General features: G+C 60.9%; 19 protein-coding genes and 1 pseudogene. 6 read left to right on the top strand and 14 right to left on the bottom strand.

Features of this window, described 5'->3' with window-relative positions; all coding sequences use genetic code 11:
• Positions 1–131 precede the first annotated feature (131 nt).
• The 10 genes and pseudogenes from htpG to FHT79_RS01285 all read right to left on the bottom strand — a co-directional run bounded on the left by htpG (position 132) and on the right by FHT79_RS01285 (position 12,058).
• Complete coding sequence (htpG, locus tag FHT79_RS01330; RefSeq protein ID WP_183902873.1) at positions 132–2,024, bottom strand: molecular chaperone HtpG; 1,893 nt, start codon at positions 2,022–2,024, stop codon at positions 132–134.
• Positions 2,025–2,375: 351 nt separating this feature from the next.
• A complete protein-coding gene (ugpC, locus tag FHT79_RS01325) occupies positions 2,376–3,422 on the bottom strand; it encodes a sn-glycerol-3-phosphate ABC transporter ATP-binding protein UgpC (protein ID WP_063475770.1) in 1,047 nt (348 codons plus the stop codon).
• Between the two features lie 13 nt (positions 3,423–3,435).
• Positions 3,436–5,136 (bottom strand): beta-fructofuranosidase, encoded by a 1,701-nt coding sequence (locus FHT79_RS01320; protein ID WP_063475771.1) that lies wholly within the window; start codon positions 5,134–5,136, stop codon positions 3,436–3,438.
• A 2-nt stretch (positions 5,137–5,138) separates the two neighbouring features.
• On the bottom strand, positions 5,139–6,032 hold the full coding sequence (locus FHT79_RS01315) for a carbohydrate ABC transporter permease (RefSeq protein ID WP_028757242.1): 894 nt from the start codon (positions 6,030–6,032) through the stop codon (positions 5,139–5,141).
• On the bottom strand, positions 6,025–6,957 hold the full coding sequence (locus FHT79_RS01310) for a sugar ABC transporter permease (protein WP_028757243.1): 933 nt from the start codon (positions 6,955–6,957) through the stop codon (positions 6,025–6,027). Before FHT79_RS01310 ends, FHT79_RS01315 begins: the two co-directional genes overlap by 8 nt.
• Positions 6,958–7,028: 71 nt before the next feature.
• Positions 7,029–8,321, bottom strand: coding sequence for a sugar ABC transporter substrate-binding protein (locus FHT79_RS01305; RefSeq protein ID WP_028757244.1), 1,293 nt, complete (start codon positions 8,319–8,321; stop codon positions 7,029–7,031).
• A gap of 46 nt (positions 8,322–8,367) precedes the next feature.
• Positions 8,368–9,378 (bottom strand): LacI family DNA-binding transcriptional regulator, encoded by a 1,011-nt coding sequence (locus FHT79_RS01300; protein ID WP_183902872.1) that lies wholly within the window; start codon positions 9,376–9,378, stop codon positions 8,368–8,370.
• 304 nt (positions 9,379–9,682) lie between these two features.
• The gene (locus tag FHT79_RS01295; RefSeq protein ID WP_047612118.1) at positions 9,683–10,420 is read right to left on the bottom strand and encodes a sulfotransferase; all 738 of its coding nucleotides are present in this window, start codon (positions 10,418–10,420) and stop codon (positions 9,683–9,685) included.
• Positions 10,417–11,102: pseudogene (cysC, locus tag FHT79_RS01290) on the bottom strand (adenylyl-sulfate kinase); the annotation flags it as partial. The pseudogene cysC and the gene FHT79_RS01295, both read right to left, overlap by 4 nt.
• A 320-nt stretch (positions 11,103–11,422) precedes the next feature.
• Positions 11,423–12,058, bottom strand: a complete 636-nt coding sequence (locus FHT79_RS01285) for a GntR family transcriptional regulator (protein WP_028757248.1) — start codon at positions 12,056–12,058, stop codon at positions 11,423–11,425.
• Positions 12,059–12,235: 177 nt separating this feature from the next.
• Between FHT79_RS01285 and FHT79_RS01280 the strand changes: the two genes are divergently transcribed.
• From FHT79_RS01280 to FHT79_RS01260, 5 genes are read left to right on the top strand one after another with little or no spacing between them, the layout of a single operon-like run.
• Positions 12,236–13,660 (top strand): M20 family metallopeptidase, encoded by a 1,425-nt coding sequence (locus FHT79_RS01280; RefSeq protein WP_183902871.1) that lies wholly within the window; start codon positions 12,236–12,238, stop codon positions 13,658–13,660.
• Positions 13,657–14,376 carry an ABC transporter permease subunit gene (locus FHT79_RS01275; RefSeq protein WP_028757250.1) on the top strand — a complete coding sequence of 240 codons (720 nt, stop codon included), beginning with the start codon at positions 13,657–13,659 and terminating at the stop codon, positions 14,374–14,376. Before FHT79_RS01280 ends, FHT79_RS01275 begins: the two co-directional genes overlap by 4 nt.
• Positions 14,376–15,116, top strand: a complete 741-nt coding sequence (locus FHT79_RS01270; protein WP_047614607.1) for an ABC transporter permease — start codon at positions 14,376–14,378, stop codon at positions 15,114–15,116. Before FHT79_RS01275 ends, FHT79_RS01270 begins: the two co-directional genes overlap by 1 nt.
• A complete protein-coding gene (locus tag FHT79_RS01265; protein ID WP_127429883.1) occupies positions 15,113–15,895 on the top strand; it encodes an ATP-binding cassette domain-containing protein in 783 nt (260 codons plus the stop codon). The genes FHT79_RS01270 and FHT79_RS01265 overlap by 4 nt, the downstream gene beginning before the upstream one ends.
• Before the next feature lie 36 nt (positions 15,896–15,931).
• Positions 15,932–16,789 carry a transporter substrate-binding domain-containing protein gene (locus FHT79_RS01260; protein ID WP_127429884.1) on the top strand — a complete coding sequence of 286 codons (858 nt, stop codon included), beginning with the start codon at positions 15,932–15,934 and terminating at the stop codon, positions 16,787–16,789.
• A 63-nt stretch (positions 16,790–16,852) separates the two neighbouring features.
• On the opposite strand, the gene FHT79_RS01255 is transcribed toward FHT79_RS01260, so the two are convergent.
• Both FHT79_RS01255 and FHT79_RS01250 read right to left on the bottom strand, forming a co-directional pair.
• Positions 16,853–17,437 carry a cysteine hydrolase gene (locus FHT79_RS01255; RefSeq protein ID WP_132573379.1) on the bottom strand — a complete coding sequence of 195 codons (585 nt, stop codon included), beginning with the start codon at positions 17,435–17,437 and terminating at the stop codon, positions 16,853–16,855.
• A 74-nt stretch (positions 17,438–17,511) separates the two neighbouring features.
• The gene (locus FHT79_RS01250) at positions 17,512–19,875 is read right to left on the bottom strand and encodes an EAL domain-containing protein (RefSeq protein WP_183902870.1); all 2,364 of its coding nucleotides are present in this window, start codon (positions 19,873–19,875) and stop codon (positions 17,512–17,514) included.
• Between the two features lie 103 nt (positions 19,876–19,978).
• Here FHT79_RS01250 and FHT79_RS01245 point away from each other — a divergent pair, with 103 nt between their 5' ends.
• On the top strand, positions 19,979–20,779 hold the full coding sequence (locus FHT79_RS01245; RefSeq protein WP_047612136.1) for a transporter substrate-binding domain-containing protein: 801 nt from the start codon (positions 19,979–19,981) through the stop codon (positions 20,777–20,779).
• Between the two features lie 89 nt (positions 20,780–20,868).
• Here FHT79_RS01245 and fdhA read toward each other — a convergent pair whose 3' ends face one another.
• Together fdhA and FHT79_RS01235 are read right to left on the bottom strand one after the other, a co-directional pair.
• Positions 20,869–22,059, bottom strand: coding sequence for a formaldehyde dehydrogenase, glutathione-independent (gene fdhA, locus FHT79_RS01240; protein WP_028757431.1), 1,191 nt, complete (start codon positions 22,057–22,059; stop codon positions 20,869–20,871).
• Positions 22,060–22,631: 572 nt separating this feature from the next.
• Positions 22,632–23,537 carry a DMT family transporter gene (locus FHT79_RS01235; RefSeq protein ID WP_183902869.1) on the bottom strand — a complete coding sequence of 302 codons (906 nt, stop codon included), beginning with the start codon at positions 23,535–23,537 and terminating at the stop codon, positions 22,632–22,634.
• Between the last annotated feature and the right edge of the window lie 96 nt (positions 23,538–23,633).

The raw sequence follows: 23,633 nt of genomic DNA, 5'->3' as shown, positions 1-23,633 counted from the left end.
GAACCGCGGACCCTCAGTGACAACGTTCGCGGCTAGCCAGTTCTTTGTTTTAGGCTACTACCTTATCTCTAACCTCACCAGCATATGACGAGGCCTCAGGCGATCGCCCGAGGCCCGATAATATCAGGCGACTATGTGTTCTGCGCCATCGCTAATGCGAAAAGCCTGGCTTGTCTCTCAGCAAACGCGCGCGGGTTGGTCGGCCTGTCGCCGTCCAAGATTCGCGCTTCATCGAGGAGAAGCCAGGCAGCATCTTCCCGAAAGGCCTGATCTTTCATCGCGGCGATGGCCTTCACCAGACTACTCTGCGCATTGACCTCGAGGACCGGTTTCGATGCGGTCTGTAGCCTGCCTGCCCCCTGGAGTATTTTCTCGAGTTGTCGATCCGGGCCATGTTCAGAGGCGACAAGGCAAACCGCACTCTCGGTCAATCGGCCAGAGACGCGGACATCGGCGACTTCCTGCCCAAGGAAACCTCGAGCAAAGTCGATAAACGCGGCAACTTCCGGAGAGGCTTCATGCTTGCTGTCGCCGCCCTCATCGTTGCCGGCTATGTCGTCCAGATCGGACAGGCCCTGCGTGATCGATTTGAATGGCTTGCCTTCAAAGTCCCGGGCATTTGTTGTCCAGAAGCTATCGACGGAATCTGTGAGCAGGAGGACTTCGATCCCCTTGGCGCGGAAGCCTTCGAGCTGTGGCGATGCATTCAGTTGATCAAGGGAAAGGCCCGTGATGTAGTAGATCGCCGATTGCCCTTCTTTCATGTCACGCAGGTAGTCGGCCAGACTGCGCGTTGCCTCGCTCGACGCGGTGCTGCGGAAACGAGACAGCTTGAGCAGCTGGGAGCGGCGTTCAAAATCGTCGTAGATCCCCTCCTTGACGATTGCCCCAAATAGATCCCAGAATTTGCCGAACGTCTCGGCATCACCCTCGGCCATCTTTTCCAGCGCCGTTAGCACGCGACTGGTGACACCTTTGCGGATGGCGGCAAGGATCGGGCTATCCTGGATCATCTCGCGCGAGATGTTCAGCGGCAGATCCGACGTATCGACGATACCTCGCACGAACCGCAGATAGCGTGGCAGCAACTCTGCTTCATCGGTGATGAAGACGCGCTTCACGTAGAGTTTCATGCGACCGTGACGATCTGCATCGAAAAGATCGAACGGCTGCGAGCCGGGTATAAAGGCAAGCGCCGTATATTCATGGCGGCCCTCGGCGCGGAAATGGATATTGGTCAGCGGCTCGTCGCACTGGCCGGATACACCGCGATAAAAATCGTCGTAATCCTGCTTTGATATCTCGCTCTTGGGCTTGGTCCACAGCGCCGCACCATCGGTGACTTGAGAAGCCTCGGCACCTTCCTTCTCCGCGAGGCGGATGGGAACCGGCACATGGCCGGACTGGTCGCGGATGATCTTTTCGACCGTCCATTTGCTGGTATATTTTTTTGCGTCGTCCATCAGATGCAGCACGACACGCGTTCCCGTGACGGGCGCTTCGCTGAGGTCAACAGCCACGATCTCATAGCTGCCCTTGCCATCGGACGACCATTTCCAGGCTTGCTCCTCCCCGGCGCGCCGGGAGATTACATCGACCTTGTCGGCAACCATGAACGAAGAATAGAAACCAACGCCGAACTGGCCGATCAACTCGGCTTTCTCACCCGCTTTGGCCGCCTCCAGCCGCTCCATGAAAGCGCGAGTTCCAGACCGCGCGATCGTGCCGAGCGCGTCGATCATCTCGTCACGGCTCATTCCGATGCCATTATCCTCGACCACAAGGGTCGAAGCCTCATCATTGAGCGTGACCCGAATTTCCGGCTGAGCTCCATCTGTCGAGAGCTGCGGCCGGGAAATCGACTCGTAACGCAGCTTTTCGCAGGCGTCCGCCGCGTTGGAAATCAGCTCTCGGAGGAAGACGTCCTTGTCCGAATAAACCGAGTGCACCATCATGTGCAGCAGCCGGCTGACGTCAGCTTCGAATGCATGTTGCTCAGGCTGCCGTTCTTGTACCGTGGTCATCGATAATCCCCATTTCGCAGAAACCGGGCGTCAGATGGTTTTTGTGCCGGTAATTGTCAAGCGGTGGCGGCGGGTAACTTATCGGTCGCCAGCGATGGCCTATCCTGCACCGTGAGCCTACCAGTTCGCGCCGCTGCGCGATGGCGCGCGAGACCCGCGAGCGCTTTACCTTGAACCCGACATCGTCGCTCTTGAAGAGATTCGAACTGTGGCAACAGATCGCCGTGCAATTGGTCCATTCGATCAACTGAAGGGCCGAACACCCAAAACCAAGACGCAAGGCTGGATGGTACCGGAACCGAACCGCGCCCGTCAAATGACGGACGCGGCTCAGCGGGAGGCGCCGGAGGATCAGTCTATCCGATTGCCTTCGGCGGAGAAGAGGTGGATTTTCTCGGATTTGGGCGCGAGGTGAATTTGCTGGTCGGGCTTTAAATCGACCCGCTGGTGCAGCACGATGGTTGCCGTCTGCGTGCCGACACGCACCGAAAGATGGGTCTCCGCACCAGTCGGCTCGACAGTCAGCACGGTGGCCGGAATGCCTGTCTCAGCAATGTCGAGGTCTTCCGGGCGGATGCCGTAGGTGCGCGCCGCGCTTTGGCTCAATTGCGGCGGAAGCGGCAGGGAAACGCCGCCTTCGATACGGAAGCCGCCGTCGCTGACGCCACCCTCGAAGAGGTTCATCGACGGCGAGCCGATGAAGGCGGCGACGAAGGTGTTATTCGGACGGTCGTAGAGATCGAGCGGCTTGCCGATCTGCTCGATGCGGCCGGCGCGCATGACGACGATCTTGTCGGCCATTGTCATCGCCTCGATCTGGTCGTGGGTGACGTAAACGATGGTCGTGCCAAGGCGCTGATGCAGCTCCTTGATCTCGCTGCGCATGGTCACCCGCAGCTTGGCGTCGAGGTTGGACAGCGGCTCGTCAAACAGGAAGACTTTCGGATGGCGTACGATGGCGCGGCCCATGGCGACGCGCTGGCGCTGGCCGCCGGAAAGCTGTTTCGGCAGGCGCTCCAGCAGGGGTTCAAGTGCGAGAATGCCGGCGGCTTCGCTCACCAGCTTGTTAATGGTCGCCTTGTCGCGCCCCTGCAGCTTGAGGGCAAAGCCCATATTTTCGCGCACCGTCATGTGCGGATAGAGCGCGTAGGACTGGAACACCATGGCGATATCGCGCTCCTTCGGCGCGACGTCGTTGACGACGCGGCCGTCGATGCGGATTTCACCGCCGCTGATATCCTCTAGCCCCGCCAGCATGCGCAGAAGCGTGGACTTGCCGCAGCCGGACGGCCCGACGAGCGTGACGAACTGACCATCCTCGATATCCGCGGAAACCCCGTGGATAACGGAGGCCGCGCCGTATTGCTTCAGAACCCGGTCGATTGCTACCGATGCCATTGTCTGTCCTCCCTTACAGTTTCAATTGCCAGACGCCGGCCTCGGCGACGGCGCCGGTGAGCGTTGCCGAACGTGCGGCGGCAAAGCCCGGAATGCGTTTGGCCCCCGTCCAGCGGCCGTTGTCAGCGAAGACCTCGATGGAGCCGGCATCGAGGAAGATGCGCAGGCTCGACGGTTTGGCGCCGGTGGCGATGTAACGTGGCGGCGGCTTATCGGTGCGAGCGTCGAAGACAATCGCCAGACCATCGGCATCGAGTTTCACACCGAGATCGACATCCGGATGATCGAAGGTGAGGTTGAAGGCGGCGCCCGGCTCGGTGAGATCAAGTGTGATCTCGACGGCGCCGGTGCCGAGCGGCACGGTCTTGCCGGCGGCAAGCGCGCTGTCGTCCAGCAACTGATGGCGCAGGCTGTCGACGGCTGCGACCGGCGGGGTCAGTACGGTGTCGCCGTCGAGAAGGACGCGGCGCGGCAGGGTCATGGCCGTCGGGAAATCGTCCTTCTTGGAAAAATCCGTCCAGTTGGCGAGCCAGGCGATGCCGACCGGCTCGTCGTCGTCAACGAAGGCCTGGAAGGCATAGGCATCCGAACCGAAATCCAACTCCTGCTCGAACTCCGCCGTGAAGGTGCGGCCATCGAAACTGCCGACGGTGACGGAGGTGAGGTTGCGGCGGCCGGTAGCCGGGTCGCGGCTGGTGAGCAGACCGAAGATCAGCGCCCAGCGGGTTTGTCCGTTTTTGCCGGAAAGCGGCACCATGCAGGGGCATTCCGCCGCCGTCATGCCGAAACCGTCCTCGCGATGGATGATGCCGAGGAAGGTCCAGCCAACGGCGCCTTGCGCGTCGGCGGTTTCATAGAGCAGCACGACGCCGCCCTGCCGGTCGCGGCTGCCGAGCAGCATCTTCCAGCGGCCGTCCGGGCCTTTGAAGACATAGGGGTCGCGGAAATCGGTAGTGAGGTTCAAGCCTTCCGGGCGCAGCGGCAGTACGGTTTCCGGCAGGCCGGCGACGATGCCGTCGCGGCTGACGGCGGAAAGCTGGACTTGCTCTTCCGGTTGCCGGTCACGCACATGCTCGGTGTAGAAGACGCGGATTTCCGCGCCTTCCGGGCCGGTGCAGGGGATCGCCGAGCCGGAGAAGGCGCCGCCACGGCCATCGTCCTTTTCCGATAGATGCGCCGCCGGGAAGAGGAAGATGGGCAGATGCGTCCAGCGGACGAAATCCTTCGAGACGGCATGGCCCCAGTGCATGGTGTTCCAGCGCGGCTCATGCGGATAATGCTGGTAGAAGAGGTGAGCGTTTCCGCCGAACCGTCCAAAACCGTTCGGATCGTTCATCCAACCGAAGGGCGGGCGGAAGTGATAGCTGTCAGGCACGTCGGGGGCGGTGGTGCGGGCATCGCTGTGCAGGACGCTGATGCCCTCCTTCATCACGGTTTCCGGCCGGAAGGCATAAGCGACGGAGAGCGCTGTGGTTGCCGCATCATAGGACAGCGTAGCCCAACCGCCTTTCGCGAGCGTCACAGCGAAGAATTCAAATTCCCCCGTGTGGCGGGTCGAGGGCTCGCCGATGTCGTTGCCATCAGCGGCGACGAAGAGCTTCGCCTCGCCGCCGGCATGGCGCGCCTTCAGCCAGAGATGCAGCACCGTGCCTTCGGGGAGCGCCGCTTCGATGGTTTCAGGTGCTGACGTTTCGGACTTGGCCTGCAGAGACATAATCAACCTTTCACGGCGGAGCCGACGAATGAACTGACGAACCAGCGCTGGAAAGCCAGATAGAGAATGAGGACCGGGATCATCATCAGCACCGAGGCGGCCATGGCGCGGTCCCAGTAGATGCTGTCCTGTCCGAAGAAGGTGGCGATGGCGACGGCGATTGGCCGAGCATAGTCGGTCTGGGTGACCAGCGTCGGCCAGAGATACTGGTTCCAGCTTTCGATGCCCATGAGGATCGAAACCGTGGCGAGCGCCGGCAGGCTGAGCGGCATGTAGATCGACCGGTAGATGCGGAAGGCCGATGCGCCATCCATTTCCGCCGCTTCATAGAGTTCCTTCGGCAGCTGCGCGAAGAACTGGTAGAAGAGGAAGACATAGAGCGGGCTTGCCACCCAGGGCAGGATCTGCACCGCGAAGGTATCCGTCAGCCCCGCCCGCGACATCATGACGACGAGCGGCATGATGATGCTTTCCTGCGGGATGACATAGAGCGCGACGACCAGCGCCAAGAGGACCGCCTTGCCGCGCAGCGAGCCCCAGGCCAGAACGAAGCCCGCCATGGAATTGATGACCAGACCCGAGACGACTGTGGCGACGAGGATCACCAGCGAATTGAAGAGATATCGGCCATAGGCCAGCTCGCCGGAGAAATGGGCGATCTCCTTGTAGTTCGACAGCGTCGGGTCGCTGACCCAGAAGGCGCGGAAACTGCCCATGTCGGCGAGGATGCGGAAGCGGTCGTCCTTCAGGCTGGCGATCAGCAACATGAACAGCGGCGAGATCATCACCAGCGCGATGACCAGGATGCAGAGGCTCTGCACGATGCGCAGGCTTCTCTTGCCGCTGCCCGTTGCGATTGCCAGCGGGGCTGGCTGGCTCAAAGCGATATCAGACATCGAAGCGCCTCAGGAGTTTGCGTTGCAGGAGCGCGATCAGAAGAACGATGACGAAGAGGATGACGGAAACGGCCGATGCGTAGCCGAGTTTCTGCTCCTCGAAGCCGGCGCGCACCATGTAGTGGACAACGGTTTCGGTGCTTTCCTTCGGGCCACCCTGGGTGAGGATCGCCACCTGCGTATAGAGCTTGAAGGCCTGGATGGTGGTGATAACAAGCACGAAGACATGGGTCGGGCGAAGGCCGGGCATGGTGACGTGCCAGAAGCGGCGCAGCGCGCTTGCCCCGTCGATGCGGGCGGCATCGTATAGTTCTTCGGGAATGCCCTGCAGGCCGGCGAGATAGATGATCATCTGAAAGCCATAGGCCTGCCAGGCCGAAAGCAACACGATGGAGAACATCGCCCAGTTGGGGTCGCCGAGCCAGTCGATCGGCTGGATCGTGCCGCCGGAAAGGAACCCGACGATCTGGTTGAGCGGGCCGCTCGGATACTGAAACAGCGTGCCCCAGATGACGCAGACCACCACCATGGAGGTGATCGCCGGCAGGAAGAACAGGCCGCGCAGCAGGTTCTGCATCGGCAGCTTCTGATGCAAGAGCAGCGCGGTCAGGAAGGCGAGGCCGCACTGCACCGGCAGCACCCAGATGGTGAAGCGCGTAACGTTCCACAGCGCGGTCCAGAACAACGGATCGGTGAAGACGCGCTCGAAATTCAGGAGGCCGACGAAGCGCACCGGCGTCGGGCGCGGCACGAGCGGCTGGTTGGTCATCGCCGTCCAGAAGGACAAGAGGAACGGCGTAATCAGGAATATCGTCAGAAGCAGAACGGCAGGCGCGATCATCGCCATTTCCTGCCAGAGCCGCTGCGTGTCGCGGCGTCTTGCCGGACGCCGCAAAGCGGGCGTGGAGGTCTGTTGCAAAGTCACTGTTTCCTCCTCATCGGTATCGTCCGGAGATGGTGTAGGGCCGGCCCGAGAACCGGCCCCGTCAAAACCTCTTACTGCTGCTCGTCGAAGGGCGGGTAGCCGGCGTTGTCCTCGATATCCTCGTCGATCTTCTTGGCAGCGGCCGTCAGCGCTTCCTGCGCGTCACCACCGTTGAAGATCTTGTCGACGGCCTGCATGAAGGCCGAGGTGATCGTCGGATAGGCCGGGTGCGGCGGACGGGCGATCGCGGTCTTGGAAGCCTGCTCAAAGGCGATGGCGAGCGGACCGCCTTCCGCATAGAGCGGGGATGCGGCGGCGAAGCTCTTCAGGCCCGGATAGGCGGACTGGGTTTTGGCGTACTCCCGGTACTCCTTGTCCTTCAGCAGGAAGCTCAGGAACTTGCCGGCGATCTCAGGGTTTTCCGAGGTTGCGGAAATGCCCCAGATCCAGGTTCCGTTCGGGCTCACGCCCTTGTCGCCGATCTTCGGCAGCGGCATGACGACGATATTGTCCTTCATCGCTGCCGATGCCTCGGCGTAGAACCAGTGGCCGCCCATGGCGAGTGCGGCCGGCTGTCCCTCGGCGTAGAACTGGTTGGTGCCCGACGACGTCGGTACCACCCAGCCCTTCTTCACCCAGTCCTGCATCATCGTCAGCGCCTTGACGCAGGCCTCGCCATCGAGCGTGCCGCTGGCCTTCCAGGTCTTGCGGTCGATCAGGTCGCAGCCAGCGCTTTCGAGCAGGGGGCCGTAGGCATAGGTGATCCACTCGGTCTTGATGCCGTAACCCCGGAAGGTGTCGATCGGCCACTTCACGCCTTCGAGCTTGGAAAGCTTCTCGAGATAGCCTTCGAACTCCTCGCGGGTCCAGGCATCGTCGACCGATTTCGGAATGCGGGCGCCAATGGCTTCTAGATATTTCTTGTTGCCGTAGAGCACGACCGAGGAGTCGGTGAGGCCGAGCGCATAGAGGTCCTTGTCGATCGGATAGGTGCCCTGGGCGATATTCGAATCCGTCATGTCATCGAGCAGATCCTTGTCAATGAGCGGCTTGACGGGCTGCAGATAGCCGGACCAGACATAGTTGGCGAGGAACGGAGCATCGAGCTCCATGATATCGGGCAGCTGCTTGGCCATGACGGCGGCGCTGAACTTTTCGTTATAGGCATCATGCGGCGCGTAGATCATCTCGATGTCGACATCGGGATTGGCGGCCTCGAAGCGGGCGGCAACGTCGCCATAGGCCTTCACCCAGCCGGGATCGCCCTGGTGCATAACGTGGATGACGGTCTTCGCCTCGGCAAAACCGGCGGTTGCGACCAGCGCGGCGGACGCGAAGAGCGCGGAAAGTAAACGATTACCCATCGAAGTCTTCATTGATATTCTCCTCCTGTTAGACACTATTCGATGTTCAGACGGATGCCCGTTCGACCAGATGGAACGGCAGTTTCCGCAGATGCGGCGGTTCGGGCTGCTCGGCCAGGAGGATCTCCATGGCAAGGCGGCCCATTGCGCGGTGCGGCAGGGCCATCGTCGTCAATGGCGGGTCCAGCCGCGAGGCAAGCTCGACCTGGTTGTCGAAGCTTGCCACCGCGATATCATCCGGAATGCGAAGGCCGGCGCGGGCAAGCGCCGCATAGACTTCCATCGCCACGCGGTCATTGCCGCACAGGATGGCATCAGGCCGTTGACCGGATTTCAGAAGCGCCTCCACATGAGAGGCAACAAGGCTGGGCGCGCGGTCGCTGTAGACGCTGCGGCGCACTGCCGGCAACACGCCGACGGGGTCGATGCCCCCCTCCTCAAGCGCCGCGCGAAACCCCATCTCGCGCAGCGTGCCGGCGAGAATGCCCGGCAGGTTGATGAAGGCGATGCGCCGTCGGCCGGCGGCGAGGAGATAACGCACGATCTCCCGCGCGCCGCCCTCTTCGTCCGGCACCAGCGCGGTGACGCGGCCGGCCGCCTCGCGGCAGTTGATCATGACGCCGACCGTGCCCGCCAACCTGTCCGACAGCGCCACCTCCTTGTGGTACATGGCGGCATAAGCAATGGCGCGCGGCCGAAACTGCTGCACCTCGTCGAGCACCGAGCCGATAGACTGGCCGCTGCTGTGGTTGACTGCAAAGACCGCCATGCCGGCGCCGCGGGCCGCTCCGTCGAGGCCGCGCACGATCTCGGTGGCGAAGGGCGAAGTGATGAGGCCGTCGGAGACGACGCCGACCAGCGGCAGCCAGCCCTGACGCACGCCACGCGCCGCAAAGTTGGTCACGTAGCCGAGTTCTTCCGCGATGGCCTTGATCTTCTGGCGCGTATCGTCCGACATGCGGGCGGAGCCGCCGTGCAATGCGCCGGAAACCGTCTTCACCGAGACGCCCGCACGTTCCGCGATGTCAGAAAGCGATACTGCCACGATCCTCACCATCCTCCTTGGGTGATCGATTACCCAATAGTGGCGGCGGACGCGTTTTGTCAAGCGGCTTTAATGCGCACGCTCGGCGTTCCGAACACCTATCTGTCGACATCAATCCTTACCGATCTCCTCGACAACCAGCGCCGACACGCTGCTTGCAGTGGCGCAGTTGGCGACGCCGTGAACGACAAAGGAACGAATAGCGGTCGGCGAGGCGGGGCTTTGTCAGTCATTTGCCTGGCATTTGCCCCACAACGCAGATCAAAACGTGACCGCCGCTTCCTCTCTGCCATACAGCATTCATATCTCGGGAATGTCACGTCTTGTTTGCATGTGGCATCGGCAGCTTGGACAGGCTTTCCGGAAGCCCCAGGAACTCGGCGATATTTTCGATCGTCTCGGCCGTGGTCATGTCAATTTCAAGCAGTTGATGTGGCCGGCCGCGAAAAAACCGTCTGATCAACTCGTTTCTGGTCAGATAGGCCCGGATATACTCGTCTTTATCGAAGAGTTTCTCCCATTCTATCGCATCCTCGCCGATGTCGAAAAGTGAATGAAACTTGTAGTCAGGCGTACGCATCAGGAAGGCGTAGGCATGGGCTTCCGCACAGTAGCCCCTAAAAATATATTGGTCTTGCTGGATATGTTCCTTGGTTATCTGGCTGCCGTCGGCGAGGCCAAAGCGCTTGGCCGTAAAACGCATTTGGGAGCGAAACCAGTCTTCCGGATCTCGGACCGTCAGGATGAAACGCGAGTTGGGGAAGAGCGCGTCGAGGGCGATGAAAACTTCGCTTTCGGCAAACGGACTGTCCTGAAAAGCATCGGCATTTTGCACATAAGCAATGAGCTTACTGTAATCTCCCCGGCGAGCCGAGTAGCTTGTCAACTCGCCCTCAACCTGATTTCCGACTTTCAGGCCGCAGAGCGTAAAAACGTCGGCCAGAGTCGTCGTCCCGGTCTTGTGACCGCCTATCCCGAATACCTTGTTGAAACTCCGTCTGGATGCAAGGGCGCTTCGAGCTTCAGCAATATGCCTTGCTAATAAATTGTTCAAAAAACATCTCCTGTGCAATCGCTCCGCTGAGGGCGGGCGTCGAGCAATGTCTCGATCTGGATGGCAAGCTGATCGGGATCGGAACCCACCGTGCGAAGACAGAGCTCCGGATTCTCTGGCGGCTCATAGGGGGAGCTGATTCCGGTGAAGTGTCTGATCTCGCCGGCGATCGCGCGCTTATAGAGTCCCTTCGGATCGCGCTTGGCGCATTCCTCTATCGGTGTGTCGATGAACACTTCGAAGAACTCGCCTTTTTCCATCATCTCGCGGGCAAGCTGCCGTTCTGCACGGAACGGCGAGATGAAGGAGACGAGCACAATGAGGCCTGCATCGGCCATCAGCTTGGCCACTTCCGCAACGCGGCGGATGTTTTCGATGCGGTCCTCATTGGTGAAGCCAAGGTCGCGGTTGAGACCGTGGCGAATATTGTCGCCATCCAGCACATAAGTCGAGCGCCCTTTGCCGTGGAGCAGTTTCTCGACACTATTGGCAATGGTCGACTTGCCGGATCCTGAAAGCCCGGTAAGCCAAACGACGGCTGGTCGCTGATTCAGCAGGGCCGCACGCGACTTGCGGCTAACCTCAAGCGCCTGCCAACGAATATTTTCCGTTCGACGCAGGGAAAGATCGATCATAGCGGCGCCGACAGTCAGATTGGCCATCGGTCGATCAGAATGAAATTGCAGGCGTTACGTTTGCCATGATGGCGTTCACGCTGCAGCTTCCGCCCTCGATCCGGTGTTCAAGACGAAATGAGATGGACGACCAAAGATATGACGTGGCGGCGGATGTTGACGTGCTTGTGATCACGGGCGCTCCTCTATGATGGATAAGGGAGGTGTGAACGCATTACAGAACCTTTAGGTACCATAAATAAGAAGCTACCCAATTGCAATAGCGATCTTTGGTAGCGCGGGGCGTGAGGGAAGCGGCCCATTGTGTACCACGGCGTCGATTTTCGACCCCGGTAAACCGTTCTCTGCAGCAGTCAGAAAAGCCCTTTCAATTCTGAAGGATATGCTGCCGGACGAGTTCCTGCAACCGCTCGGCTTCGCCAGCGGCGATGGCGTCGATCATCATGTGATGTTGGCGGCCGGATTGCTCGATACGGGCGCGGGTGCGCCATTGGGATACCGGGGCAGACGAGGTGCGCTGGCGGATTTCGGTGATCAGGTCGACCAGTTCCAGATTGCCGCCGAGGACAAGCAGGTGGCGGTGGAAGGCGAGGTTTGCCTCGTAGAGCTCCAACATCGTGCCGTTCAGCACCATCTGGTCGAAATGCTCGGCAAGCGTCCTGAGCGTGTCGATGTCCTCGGGCGAGGCATTCTGCACGATCGTTCCGGCAATGGCCGTTTCGAGGATGATGCGGATCTCGCTGACCTCGCGGGCGCGGCGGCCATCCGGCTCGTAGACATGGTAGCCACGGTTCGGCACATGTTCGACCAGCCGCTTCTGTGCGAGGCGATCGAGCGCGCGGCGCACTTCCGGGCGGGTGCAATTGTAGCGCCGCTCCAGATCGATCTGCTTCAGCCAGGTTCCCGGCAACAGCACGCCGGCCAGAATGTCCTGAAGGACAAGGTCCGTCACATCGCGCGTGTCGGAAGCCGCCTGCTGCTGGTCCATCACGACGTCTGCCATTCCAAATCCCCTGTTTCGCATCACCGTTAACACGCCCGATCGAATTTCTGTAGGCGTTCGAACGTCTTAGAAAAATGTCCAAAATTTATTCATGCATACGGATTGCGCAGAAAAATTTTGTATCCTAAATTGGCGCCAATTTTGGATACTATGCGAATCGAAGTCGTTTTGAAAGCCATGAAAAACACCGAAGCCGTCTGGGATATCGTCGAGGCTAAGCGCGAGACCTTCTTTGCGCTGAGCGATCGGATCTGGGACATGCCGGAGACGAATTACGAGGAGTACCGCTCCGTCGCGGAGCATGCGCGCCAGCTCGAAGCCGAAGGTTTTCGCGTCGAGCGCGGTATTGCCGGCCTGCCGACCGCCGTCATGGGTGAAGCCGGCGAAGGCGGTCCTGTTATCGCCATCCTCGGGGAATTCGATGCCCTGCCGGGCTTGAGCCAGGAGGCGGGTGTCGCGGAAAAGCGCGAAGTCACGGCGAATGGCAATGGCCATGGCTGCGGACACAATATGCTCGGCGCCGGCTCGATGCTGGCGGCAGCCGCGGTCAAGGATTTCCTGGCAGCAAACGGCCTGAAGGGCCGCATTCGTTATTACGGTTGCCCGGCGGAAGAAGGCGGCTCCTCGAAGGGCTTCATGGTTCGATCAGGCGTTTTCGACGATGTCGACATTGCCATTTCCTGGCATCCGGCGGCCTTTGCCGGCGTCAACAATCCGGTTTCGCTCGCCTGCAACGAGCTCAATTTCCATTTCACCGGGCGCGCCTCGCATGCTTCGGCGACACCTCATCTTGGGCGCAGCGCGCTCGATGCCGTCGAACTGATGAATGTCGGCGTGAACTATATGCGCGAGCATATGCCGTCGACCGCCCGCATCCACTATGCCGTCACCGACACCGGCGGTTCGGCGCCGAATGTCGTGCAGGCGCGCGCCACCGTCCGGTATCTCATCCGTGCGCGCAACCTGCCGGAATTGCTGTCGCTCGTTGCCCGCGTGAAGAAGGTCGCCGAAGGCGCTGCGCTGATGACCGAGACGTCGGTGCGCAGCGAAGTCATCAGCGGCGATGCAAATCTGGTCGGCAACGCACCGCTCGAAGAACTGATGTTTGCCAACCTTCAGCGCCTCGGCCCCCCTGTTTTCGACGACGCCGACCGCGCCACCGCCCGCCAGTTTCAGACGACGATGAGCGCTGAAGACATCGCCTCTTCCTATGCGCGCTTCGGCCTGAAGCGGAAGAAGGATCAACCGCTCTGCGAAGAGATCTTCCCGCTCTACGCCGGTGACAGCACGATCGTCGGCTCGACCGATGTCGGCAGCGTCAGCTGGGTCGTGCCGACCGTGCAGATGCGTGGCGCGACCTATGCCATCGGCACCTCCGGCCACTCCTGGCAGCTGGTTGCCCAGGGCAAACTTCCGGCGGCGCACAAGGGCACCGAACATGCGGCCAAGGTCATCGCAAGCACGGCCATAGAGCTGATTTGCAATCCCGGCCTCATCGAGGCCGCCAAGGCCGATCTCAAGGAGCGCCTCGACGGCATGCCCTTCGTCAACCCGATCCCGGACGATGTCCAACCGCCGCTGCCGGAAAGGCAGGCGCCATGAGCCAGCCCGGCATCCTCGAGCTCATCAGCTTCGGCTCCGATGGTTGGGGCAAGGCGCTGCTTGCCGGCGCGTGGATGACGATACTGATTGCTCTGGCCGGCTATACGATCGGCGCCGTGATCGGCTCATTCGGCGCCTGGGCGAAAATTTCGGGCGGTCGCAGCCTTCGGATCGCCGCCGACGCCTATACGACGGTACTGCGCGGCATCCCCGATCTCCTGGTCATCTACCTCTTCTATTTCGGCGGCAGCGCCGTCGTCACGGCTGTCGGCCGGCTGTTGGGCGCCGAGGGTTTTCTCGGTTTTCCGGGTTTTCTTGCCGGGTCGCTCGCCGTCGGCGTCACCTCGGGCGCGCAGTTCACCGAAATCTTTCGCGGCGCCTTCAAGGCCGTGCATGCGGGTGAGATCGAGGCGGCGATTGCCTGCGGCATGGGCCGGTTGCTGCGCTTTCGTCGCATCATTGCGCCGTTGACGCTTCGCCACGCACTGCCGGGGATGGGCAATGTCTGGCAGGTGGTGCTGAAGGAATCCGCCCTCGTCTCGATCACCGGCGTTGCCGAGCTGCTGCGGCAGACGCAGGTGGCGGCCGGCTCGACGGGCCTTCCCTTCGACTTCTACGTCATTGCCGGAGCGATCTATCTGATGATCTCCACCGGTTCCGGCCTCTTTCTCAGGCGCGCCGAAAGGCACTTCTCGCGCGGCGTCAGGAGGGGCTGATGGACTGGCAATTCCTGTTCGAAACCTTCGTAAGCCTCATCTCCGCCATTCCGCTGACGCTGGAACTTGCCGCCACCTCGATTACGCTCGGCGCCGTTCTGGCGCTTAGCCTCGCCCTCTGCCGGCTTTCCGGCATCATCGTGCTCGAATGGTTCGCCCGTGCCTATGTCTTCGTGTTCCGCGGAACGCCGCTGCTCGTCCAGATCTTCCTGATCTATTACGGGCTTGGCCAGTTTCCGGAGGTGCGCCACAGTTTCCTCTGGCCATTCCTGCGCGAGCCCTACTGGTGCGCGGTCCTGGCGCTCACCCTGAACACCGCCGCCTATGCCGGCGAGATCATCCGCGGCGGGCTTTTGTCGGTGCCCTTCGGCCAGATCGAAGCCGCGCGCGCCTGCGGCATGCCGCAATTGATGCAGTTCCGGCGCATCGTCCTGCCACTTGCCATCCGCCAGGCACTGCCAGGCTACAGCAACGAAATGATCGCCATGGTAAAGGCCACCTCGCTCGCCTCGATCATCACGCTGATGGAAGTCACCGGCGTTGCCGCCAGGATCATTTCGGAAAGCTATCGGGCGATCGAAGTGTTCATCGTCGCTGGCGCCATCTATCTCACGATCAATTTCCTGCTGACGCGTCTCGTCCATCTCGCCGAATATTGGCTAAGCCCGCATTTGCGCCAGCCTGCTCCATACCATCCGGTTGCGACATCCGTATCTCCACTTGAAGGAAACGCCCGATGACAGCGGCGAATGCTTCCCCTTCCCCGATCGCGCTCAGCGTCAAGGATCTGCACAAGAGCTTCGGCCCGGTCGAAGTCCTCAAGGGCATCTCGCTCGACGCTCGTGAAGGCGATGTGGTGTCGATCCTCGGCTCCTCGGGTTCGGGAAAATCCACTTTCCTGCGCTGCATCAACCTGCTGGAGACACCGAATTCCGGGGAAGTCACCGTCGCCGGTGAAACGATCCGCATGCTTCCCGACGCGAGAGGCGGCAGTCGGCCAGCCGACCGCAGGCAGGTGGACCGCATCCGTTCGCAGCTCGGCATGGTCTTCCAGAGCTTCAATCTCTGGTCCCACAAGACCGTGCTCGAAAATGTCGTCGAGGCGCCGATTTATGTGCTCGGCCGCTCCCGGAGCGAATGCATCGAAGAGGCGGAAGCCCTGCTTGCCAAGGTGGGCATTGCCGAGAAGCGCAATTTCTATCCCTCGCATCTTTCCGGCGGCCAGCAACAGCGCGCTGCAATCGCCCGCGCCCTGGCGATGCGGCCGAAGGTGATGCTGTTCGACGAACCGACCTCGGCGCTGGATCCGGAGCTCGTCGGCGAAGTGCTGCGGGTCATGCGCGCGCTGGCAGAAGAAGGCCGCACCATGCTGGTCGTCACCCATGAAATGGGCTTTGCCCGCGATGTCTCCAGCCGCGTCGTCTTTCTGCACAAGGGCGTCGTCGAAGAAGACGGCAGGCCGCAGGATGTCTTCGCCCATTCGCAGTCGGATCGTTTCCGGCAGTTCATCAGCCAATAATTCCATCAGCTCAAACGAAGAAAAGGGGAACAAAACATGACATTCATTTCACGGGTTCTGACCGCCCTGTCGGCTACCGCGGTACTGGCCCTGTCAGGCACGGCGCATGCGGAAGACAAGACCTGGAAGACGGTGACGATCGCCACCGAAGGCGCCTTCAAGCCCTACAACTTCACCAAGCCGGATGGCACGCTGGACGGCTACGAGATCGAGCTGACGAAATATCTTTGCGACCATATGAAGGTCGAGTGCAAGATCGTCGTGCAGAACTTCGACGGCATGATCCCGGCGCTCAATGCCGGCAAGTTCGATGCCATCATCTCCGGCATGTCGGCAACGGCCAAGCGCGAGGAAGTGATCGCCTTCAGCGATTCCTACGGCTCCACCGGCCAGGCCTTCGCAACCTCCAGGGAAAGCGACCTCGTCAACCTGCCGGAAAAGGGCGAGGTCTTTTCGCTTGGCAGCAACGAAGCCGGGGCGATCGCCGAGATCGACAAGATCAAGCCGATGCTGCAGGGCAAGACGATCGGCGTGCAGACCGCCTCCACCGGCGCCGCCTTCGTCGATAAATATCTCAAGGGTGTGCTTGAGGTGCGCGAATACAAGACGACCGAGGAGCACGACCTCGACCTCAAGGCCGGCCGCGTCGATCTGGTGATGGCATCCATGGCCTATCTCATCACCGCTTCGCAGAAGCCGGGCAATGAAGACATGACGACGGCCGGTCCGCGCTTCCAGGGTGGTTTCCTCGGCCGCGGCAGCTCCGTCGGCCTGCGCAAGGACGACACCAAGCTGAAGGCGATGTTCAACGACGCGATTGCCGCGGCAAAGGCCGACGGCACGATCAAGACGCTGTCGGAAAAGTGGTTCGGCTTCGACGTGACGCCGAAGTGAACGGCTGATTCCTCCAAGACATCAAGCCCGGCGAGCAGCATCGCCGGGCAACCGCAGAGCGCCCTACGTAAAGACCCTCAAAAATTCTTCGGTCTCCATGAGTTCGAGCTGCACGGAAAATCGATCGTGCAGAAGTTCCAGTGACGCATCATGCGTATCGTCGGCGCCGCTGCAGACGGCATCCTTCAGCACGATGACGCGATAGGCGAGATCGATTGCACCGAGCGTCGTGGCCAGCACGCAGACATCGGTTTCACCGCCTGTTATGACAAGCGTGTCGACCCGCTCCGATTGAAGGATCGGATGCAGGCGGCCGTCGATCCAAGGGGAATAGGTGCGTTTGTCGAAGTGCCTTGCCGGCGGAACCAGTGCTGCCAGCGACGAGGCCAGATCGATGAAGCCGCGGGGAAGATGTTCGCCCGTCATCATCCACCATTTGCGGTAATAATCTCGCCATTTCCCCGGCATGTCGTCGGCGCGCTCGGGTGGCAGGAAGCGGGTGAAGATCGTTCGGGACGGATGCCGCCCGGCCAGTTCTTCGATCTGCGGAGAGATCCGCACCATCCAGGGAACGTGCCACGGCGTGTCCTCGGCAAACATCCGCTGCATGTCGACGCAAAGGTGCCGCCACTCCCCGTCCTCGCCCATCAGATCCTCCATCCGGTCTTCGGGCGTCAACCGCCGTGCCCGGCGAAAGTTCCTGGCGGAAGATCAAAAGCCTCTCAGGCGACGGCGCTCTCGGCTTTGCGAAAACAATCGAGGTCGCCAACAGGAACCGGTTTGGAGAAGAAATAGCCTTGGAGATCGGTGCAGCCGAGGGCGGCTAGAAAGTCGCGTTGATATTCGGTTTCGACGCCTTCCGCCGTCGTCGAGATCCCGAGGTTGCGGCTGAGCGCGACGATGGCGCCGATGATGGCCGCTCCGTTGGCTTTTGTGCCGAGTTGCGAGACGAAGGATCGATCGATCTTGATACGGTCGATGTCGAAACGCACCAGATGGCTGAGGCAGGAAAAGCCGGTTCCGAAATCATCGAGCGAAATCTGAACACCTCGGCTGCGCAGCGACTTCAGCACGGTATAGACATCCGAATTATCCTCGATGAGCGAGGACTCGGTGAGCTCCAACTCGAGCCGGGCCGGCGGCAGGCCGCTCTCCTGCAGCACGGCGAAGACTTCCTCGGCAAAATTCGGCCTTCTCAACTGGGCGGGAGACACGTTGACCGCAACAAATGTGCCTTCCGGCCATTTGCGGGCAGCCCTGCAGGCTTCGCGCAATACCCAGAAACCGAGGGCGTCGATGAGGCCGCCTTCCTCGGCGACAGGGATGAAGCTCGCAGGCGTCAACAATCCGCGCTGACTGTGACGCCAGCGCACCAGAGCCTCCGCGCCAGACGCCGTATATCCCGGCTCTGCACGATGTACCGTCTGGTAGTAGACCTCGAGCGATCCGTAGTCCGGCCTGTTCGCAAGCGGTTCGGATGGTGAACCGTCCGCGGAGGAGGCCGCACTTTTGGCCAGAACGTCCCGCAATTCGTTCTTGAGAATGTCGCGCGCATTCCTGCCGCCGTCCATGGATGGGGAATAGATGCGCCACTGGCCTCTCCCGCCCATCTTTGCCTCGTATAGCGCGACATCGGCGTAGCGCATGATGTCATCGGCATTCCGCCCGGCGTCCGGCACGACGGTCACGCCGATCGAGCCGCCGACCCGTGCGACGGCCTCGCCCCGCAAAAGCGGGAAGGGCTTGCCGAGTTCGGCAACGATCGCGTCGCATATTGCCGGCAAAACCTGATCATCATCCTTGATATCACGCAGAAGCAGGGCGAACTCGTCCCCTCCGAGCCGGGCAAGCGTGTCGCCCGGACGAAGCAGGGCGCGAATCCGTTCCGCAGCCATCCTGATCAGTTCATCGCCGGCGGCATGGCCGAACGTGTCGTTCACGGCCTTGAAGCGGTCGAGGTCGAGAAGTGCGACCGCCGAGCGCTCGGTCGAATTCTGCGTCTCGGCCAGGCACTCCTCAAACCGCATCGCGAACAAGGCGCGATTGGGAAGGTTGGTCAGCACATCATGCAAGGCGAGCTGCCTTGCGTGCAGCTCGCTTTTCTTCAACTCGCCGAGACTGCTTCGCAGGCGCACCAGCAGGACCGAGAACAGGATCGCGATCACCAGGGCGGCAATCGAAAGCGCCGGCATCAACCGGCCGATCACCCTCGAACCCGGAAGATCGGGCCGCCATACGATGAAGCCGATCGGCTCGCCGTTTGCCGTGGCGTCGATCTGGAAGGCAACTTCGTTTTCGTCTGCGTCGGCCGTGCGCGCGAAGCGCGCGCCGTTGAGGCCCTGTTGCCGGCTCAATTCGTCCAGCGCCGCACCGTCGATAAACCGCACGACGATCAGGAATTGCCGCATCGTCTGCCGTTGCCCCTCATCGGGTTCGTTGATGGCGACGACGCCGACGATCGTCGGCCGACCTTCCAGCCGCATCAGATTGGCGAGCGCTGGGTTGGAGCTGCCAGTGCTTGCAAGGCGGCTTTCCATTGAGGACGGTGTTCTCTCGTTGGAAACGGTGCCTTGTCTCAACCCAAGGCGGGCATCCTGAAGCAGCGGCAAAAACAGAGGCTTCATCCAGCGATAACGCTTTTCCGTTTGGGCGTCCGCCAGCATGAGCAGCTGCGCCTTCTCGTCGACGACGAAGGCCTGATCATAACCGAAGGCGGACATCGCGGTCTGGCTGATCGCGCTGCCGGCCGCCGCCGTCAGAACCGCATCGAGGCTGGAGGAACCTCCGGCCGAACGGGCGGCGGGATAAACACGGGTGAGATAGCCGTTGCCAAACTGGCCGATGACATGCGCGACTTGATCGACCTGTTCGCGCAAGCGGGCATTGACAAGGTGGCGCTGTCGATCAAGGGCGGCAGCATCGCTCTCGGTTCCCGCCCACAGTGCCGACAGCACGACCAGTCCGATCGCTCCAAGCCCGCTGACGGCAATCAGAAACAGAATTCTCCCCGAAGCAATCCAGGACTGCTGAAACGTGTTGGAGCTGGAAGGAAGAACGATGTGCAAGCCTGGACCCCTGAACACCACGACACGGGCGCATTGGCCGAGGCTAACAAAGAAGCGTTCACGTAGAATTAAAAGCTGCGGCGCACTATGGGCGAGATCGATACGCCCCAAGGAGCTCCCGACGATGCGCATATCCATTCAGACTATCGTGCGCGGCGCGCTGATGACGGGCGCGGTGGGTGTCTTTCTGGCGATCTCGCCGCTCGAGGTGGCTGCGCAAGATCGCATGCCGATGAGAATTGCCGTCGAAGGTGCATTTCCGCCCTTCAATTATCTCGATGCGAATAACAAGCTGCAAGGCTTCGACATCGATATAGCCAATGCCCTCTGCGAGGTCGGCAAGTTCGAATGCGAATTCATCATCGAGAAGTGGGACGACATCATTCCCAATCTCGTTGCCGGGAAATACGACTCGATCATCTCATCCATGTCGATGAGCCTTGAGCGGCGTCAAAAGGTTGCCTTCACTGAAAAATACTACAACAGTCCGTCGGTATTTATTGCCCGGAAGGATTCCGCAATCAGCGATGTCAGCCCCGCCGCTCTCAGCGACAAAATTCTTGGCGTGACGTCGTCGACGGCGCAGGAATCCTATGCCAACCATCTTTATCCGGACATGAAAAAGACGGTGTTTCGGTCTTCGCCGGAATTATACAAAGGCCTGGCGGATGGGAGCGTGGACATTATTCTCGAGGATAAGCTCGCCATCTACGACTGGATTGCCAACACGAAGGCGGGAAGCTGCTGCGAGTTCAAGGGGCCGGATCTGGTCGATATCACCTATTTTGGCGAAGGTGCCGGGATCGCGCTGCGCCTCGATGACAAGGAGCGCCTTGCGCGCCTGAACGAAGCGTTGAAGAGCATCAAGGCGGACGGGACCTACGACATGATCAACGCAAAATATTTTCCGTTCAGCATTCAGTAGTTCGTCACTCAAATTGTCATGTGACAAATGCGGAATGGCCGGTTTTCCGCCGGCCATCCCTGTCAGGTAAAGTTCCTCGGTCGCAATCGCTAGGCGGCTTTCGCGACCTCGCCGTGCGGATCGAGGACATATTTCGTCGCCGCGCCCTGGTCGAAGCTCTCATATCCACTGGCGGCATCGTCGAGCGGGATGACCTTGGCGTTGACGATATCGGCAATCGGCAGCCGGTCATGGAGGATCGCCTGCATGAGCTGGCGATTGTACTTGAGCACCGGCGTCTGGCCGGTGTGGAACGACTGCGCCTTGGCCCATCCGAGACCGAAACGCAGCGACAGATTGCCGTGTTTGGCGGCATTGTCGACGGCGCCCGGGTCTTCAGTGACGTAGAGGCCGGGAATACCGATCGAACCTGCGGCGCGGGTAATCTCCATCATCTGGTTGAGCACGATCGCCGGCTGTTCGCCGCCCGAGTGGCCGCGGGCCTCGAAGCCGACCGCATCAATGGCGCTGTCCACCTCGTTGGTGCCGACGACCTGCGCGATCATGTCGCCAAGACGGTCGCTCTTCGACAGGTCGATCGGCTCGAAACCGACCTTGGCCGCATGCGCCAGACGATCCTTGTTGAAATCGCCGATCATCACGACAGCAGCGCCGAGAATGCGAGCCGAGGCTGCAGCCGCAAGGCCGACAGGGCCGGCGCCTGCGACATAGACGGTCGAGCCGACACCGACACCTGCCCGCACGGCGCCATGGAAGCCGGTGGGCAGAATGTCGGAGAGCATGGTGAGATCGCGGATCTTCGCCATCGCCTTGTCCCGATCGGGGATTTTCAGCAGGTTGAAATCCGCGTAGGGAATGGTGACGTAGCGTGCCTGCCCGCCGATCCAGCCGCCCATGTCGACATAACCGTAAGCACCGCCGGCGCGAGCCGGGTTCACCGTCAGGCAGACACCGGTGTCTTGAGACTTGCAGCAGCGGCAACGGCCGCAGGCGACATTGAACGGCACCGAGACGATATCGCCGACGTCGAGCATCTCGACGTCGATGCCTTTCTCGATGATTTCGCCGGTGATTTCATGACCGAGGACCAGGCCTGGCATTGCCGTCGTGCGGCCGCGGACCATGTGCTGGTCGGAGCCGCAGATATTGGTCGAGATCACCTTCAGGATCACGCCGTGCTCGATGCGGCGGCCATCGGGCGCTTCCAGCTTCGGGTCGTCGATGTCGCGAACTTCGACCTTGCCCGGCCGGAGATAGACGACGCCTCTATTCTTGCTCATGGATTCCTCCCACTTGTTTGAATGCCTCGATGTGCAACCGATGCAGCCGATGGCAACCTTCCCTCCGGCCTGCCTCCTCTGCAGCCCGGTCTACAACACAGGATACCGCCGCATCGGGCGATATTCGGATTTTGCAAAAACAGATTGGATGGAGAAGAGAAGTGAACGCCCGGGTTTTGCCTGTCGTTCTGCTCGCGATCGCCCGCCGCAATCCGTCGATTTGCTGTGCCAAGAGCTGGTTTCCGGCTCCAGAATCTCCTTTCGATCCGTCTCGATATCTCTCCGGACCTCTATCCGGCGATTTCCTTGAGGATTTCAGTTCTTCTACCGCTGCGGAACAGCGCCGGCGTCAGGCCGGTGTCCCAAGGTCCATTTCGCCAGTTTGCGAGATAGCGCTTTGAACACCACAAGCAAACCACGACTGACGGAAAACAGCGATCAAGAAAACGACATGGGCGCAACTCAAAGACGACAGTCGGCAAGGTCGCAATGGCTCGCTGCGTAGCGGAAATAATTGATCCCGCGAATACGGCGGTTTTCCGGATCGTCGGGGAAGATTTGATATGGGAGACTTAGGCGCGATGTGGCCGCCGACTGCGGTTGACGTCGATGGCCGTATGCCAGAGCACGGCGCCGAGGATGATCGCACCGCCGAAAAAGGTGGCGACGGGCGGCTCTTCGGAAAACAGCAGCCAGACCCAGAAGGGCGTGAGCACGATTTCCATCGTGCCGATCAGCGCCGCTTCTGCCGGCGGCATCCGCTTTGCCCCGGCAAGAAAGAGCACCAGCGCCAGGGAAAAATTGGTCGCGCCGAAGGCGGCAAGGACGATCCAGTTGTGCAGGTCGAGCGAGCCGACCGAACCGAACGGCGCGAAGAGAACGAGGGTCAGGAAAGCGCTGACCACGGTCGGCGGCAGGCTCGGCACCTGCGGACTGATGCGCGGAATGATGATGACGAGCGCGAAGGACGCCGTCATGCCGAGCGCCAGCAGATCGCCCCACCCCGTCCCGCCCCCGATCGACGAGGCGACGATGACCGCGACGCCGAGGAGCGAGACGCCGCCGGCAATCAGCGTCCGCCTGGCGACCCTCTCCTTGAGGATGAGCCAGCCGAGCAGAGCCGCGATGAAGGGCGCGGTCGCATAGATCATCGTCACATTGGCGACGGTGGTCATGTAAAGCGACCCGATGAAGCATCCCTGACTGAAGGTCTGGCATGCGATCATCGCAAGTCCGGACGGATGGAAGACGGAACGCCATTGCTGCCGTGAAATACCCCCCTCGAGGAAAAGGCAGGGGATCAGCAGGAACAGGCCGCCGAACAACGACCGCCAGGCGATCGCCGTCCATACGTCGGTGGTGAGCAGCCGCGAATAGACGCCGCTCGCGCTCCAGGCAAGCGTCGCGGCAATGATGAGAAGCACACCCTTCTCGTGCTCGCTGCCTGCGAGGTGTCTGGCCGGATTTTCAATGGTCACGCGGATATTCTCAAAGAAGGAAGTCGAACGCGGCTCTTTTCTGCCTCAAGAATTGACATTAGACAAACGAATAGTAGAGATAGCTATCATCGATTT

This window comes from Rhizobium sp. BK212 (genome assembly GCF_014197475.1).
Lineage (GTDB): Bacteria > Pseudomonadota > Alphaproteobacteria > Rhizobiales > Rhizobiaceae > Rhizobium > Rhizobium anhuiense.
Note: the sequence above shows the minus strand (reverse complement) of the source record. Positions and strands in the feature narration are given on the sequence as shown.

Excerpts from the sequence above, each read along its gene's own strand:
- FHT79_RS01320 (WP_063475771.1), bottom strand. The coding sequence starts at position 5,136 with ATGTCTCTGCAGGCCAAGTCCGAAACGTCAGCACCTGAAACCATCGAA.
- FHT79_RS01265 (WP_127429883.1), top strand. The coding sequence starts at position 15,113 with ATGACAGCGGCGAATGCTTCCCCTTCCCCGATCGCGCTCAGCGTCAAG.
- FHT79_RS01280 (WP_183902871.1), top strand. The coding sequence starts at position 12,236 with ATGAAAAACACCGAAGCCGTCTGGGATATCGTCGAGGCTAAGCGCGAG.
- FHT79_RS01245 (WP_047612136.1), top strand. The coding sequence starts at position 19,979 with ATGCGCATATCCATTCAGACTATCGTGCGCGGCGCGCTGATGACGGGC.
- fdhA (WP_028757431.1), bottom strand. The coding sequence starts at position 22,059 with ATGAGCAAGAATAGAGGCGTCGTCTATCTCCGGCCGGGCAAGGTCGAA.
- FHT79_RS01255 (WP_132573379.1), bottom strand. The coding sequence starts at position 17,437 with ATGGGCGAGGACGGGGAGTGGCGGCACCTTTGCGTCGACATGCAGCGG.
- FHT79_RS01300 (WP_183902872.1), bottom strand. The coding sequence starts at position 9,378 with ATGGTGAGGATCGTGGCAGTATCGCTTTCTGACATCGCGGAACGTGCG.
- htpG (WP_183902873.1), bottom strand. The coding sequence starts at position 2,024 with ATGACCACGGTACAAGAACGGCAGCCTGAGCAACATGCATTCGAAGCT.
- FHT79_RS01275 (WP_028757250.1), top strand. The coding sequence starts at position 13,657 with ATGAGCCAGCCCGGCATCCTCGAGCTCATCAGCTTCGGCTCCGATGGT.
- FHT79_RS01285 (WP_028757248.1), bottom strand. The coding sequence starts at position 12,058 with ATGGCAGACGTCGTGATGGACCAGCAGCAGGCGGCTTCCGACACGCGC.
- FHT79_RS01315 (WP_028757242.1), bottom strand. The coding sequence starts at position 6,032 with ATGTCTGATATCGCTTTGAGCCAGCCAGCCCCGCTGGCAATCGCAACG.
- ugpC (WP_063475770.1), bottom strand. The coding sequence starts at position 3,422 with ATGGCATCGGTAGCAATCGACCGGGTTCTGAAGCAATACGGCGCGGCC.
- FHT79_RS01270 (WP_047614607.1), top strand. The coding sequence starts at position 14,376 with ATGGACTGGCAATTCCTGTTCGAAACCTTCGTAAGCCTCATCTCCGCC.
- FHT79_RS01260 (WP_127429884.1), top strand. The coding sequence starts at position 15,932 with ATGACATTCATTTCACGGGTTCTGACCGCCCTGTCGGCTACCGCGGTA.
- FHT79_RS01305 (WP_028757244.1), bottom strand. The coding sequence starts at position 8,321 with ATGGGTAATCGTTTACTTTCCGCGCTCTTCGCGTCCGCCGCGCTGGTC.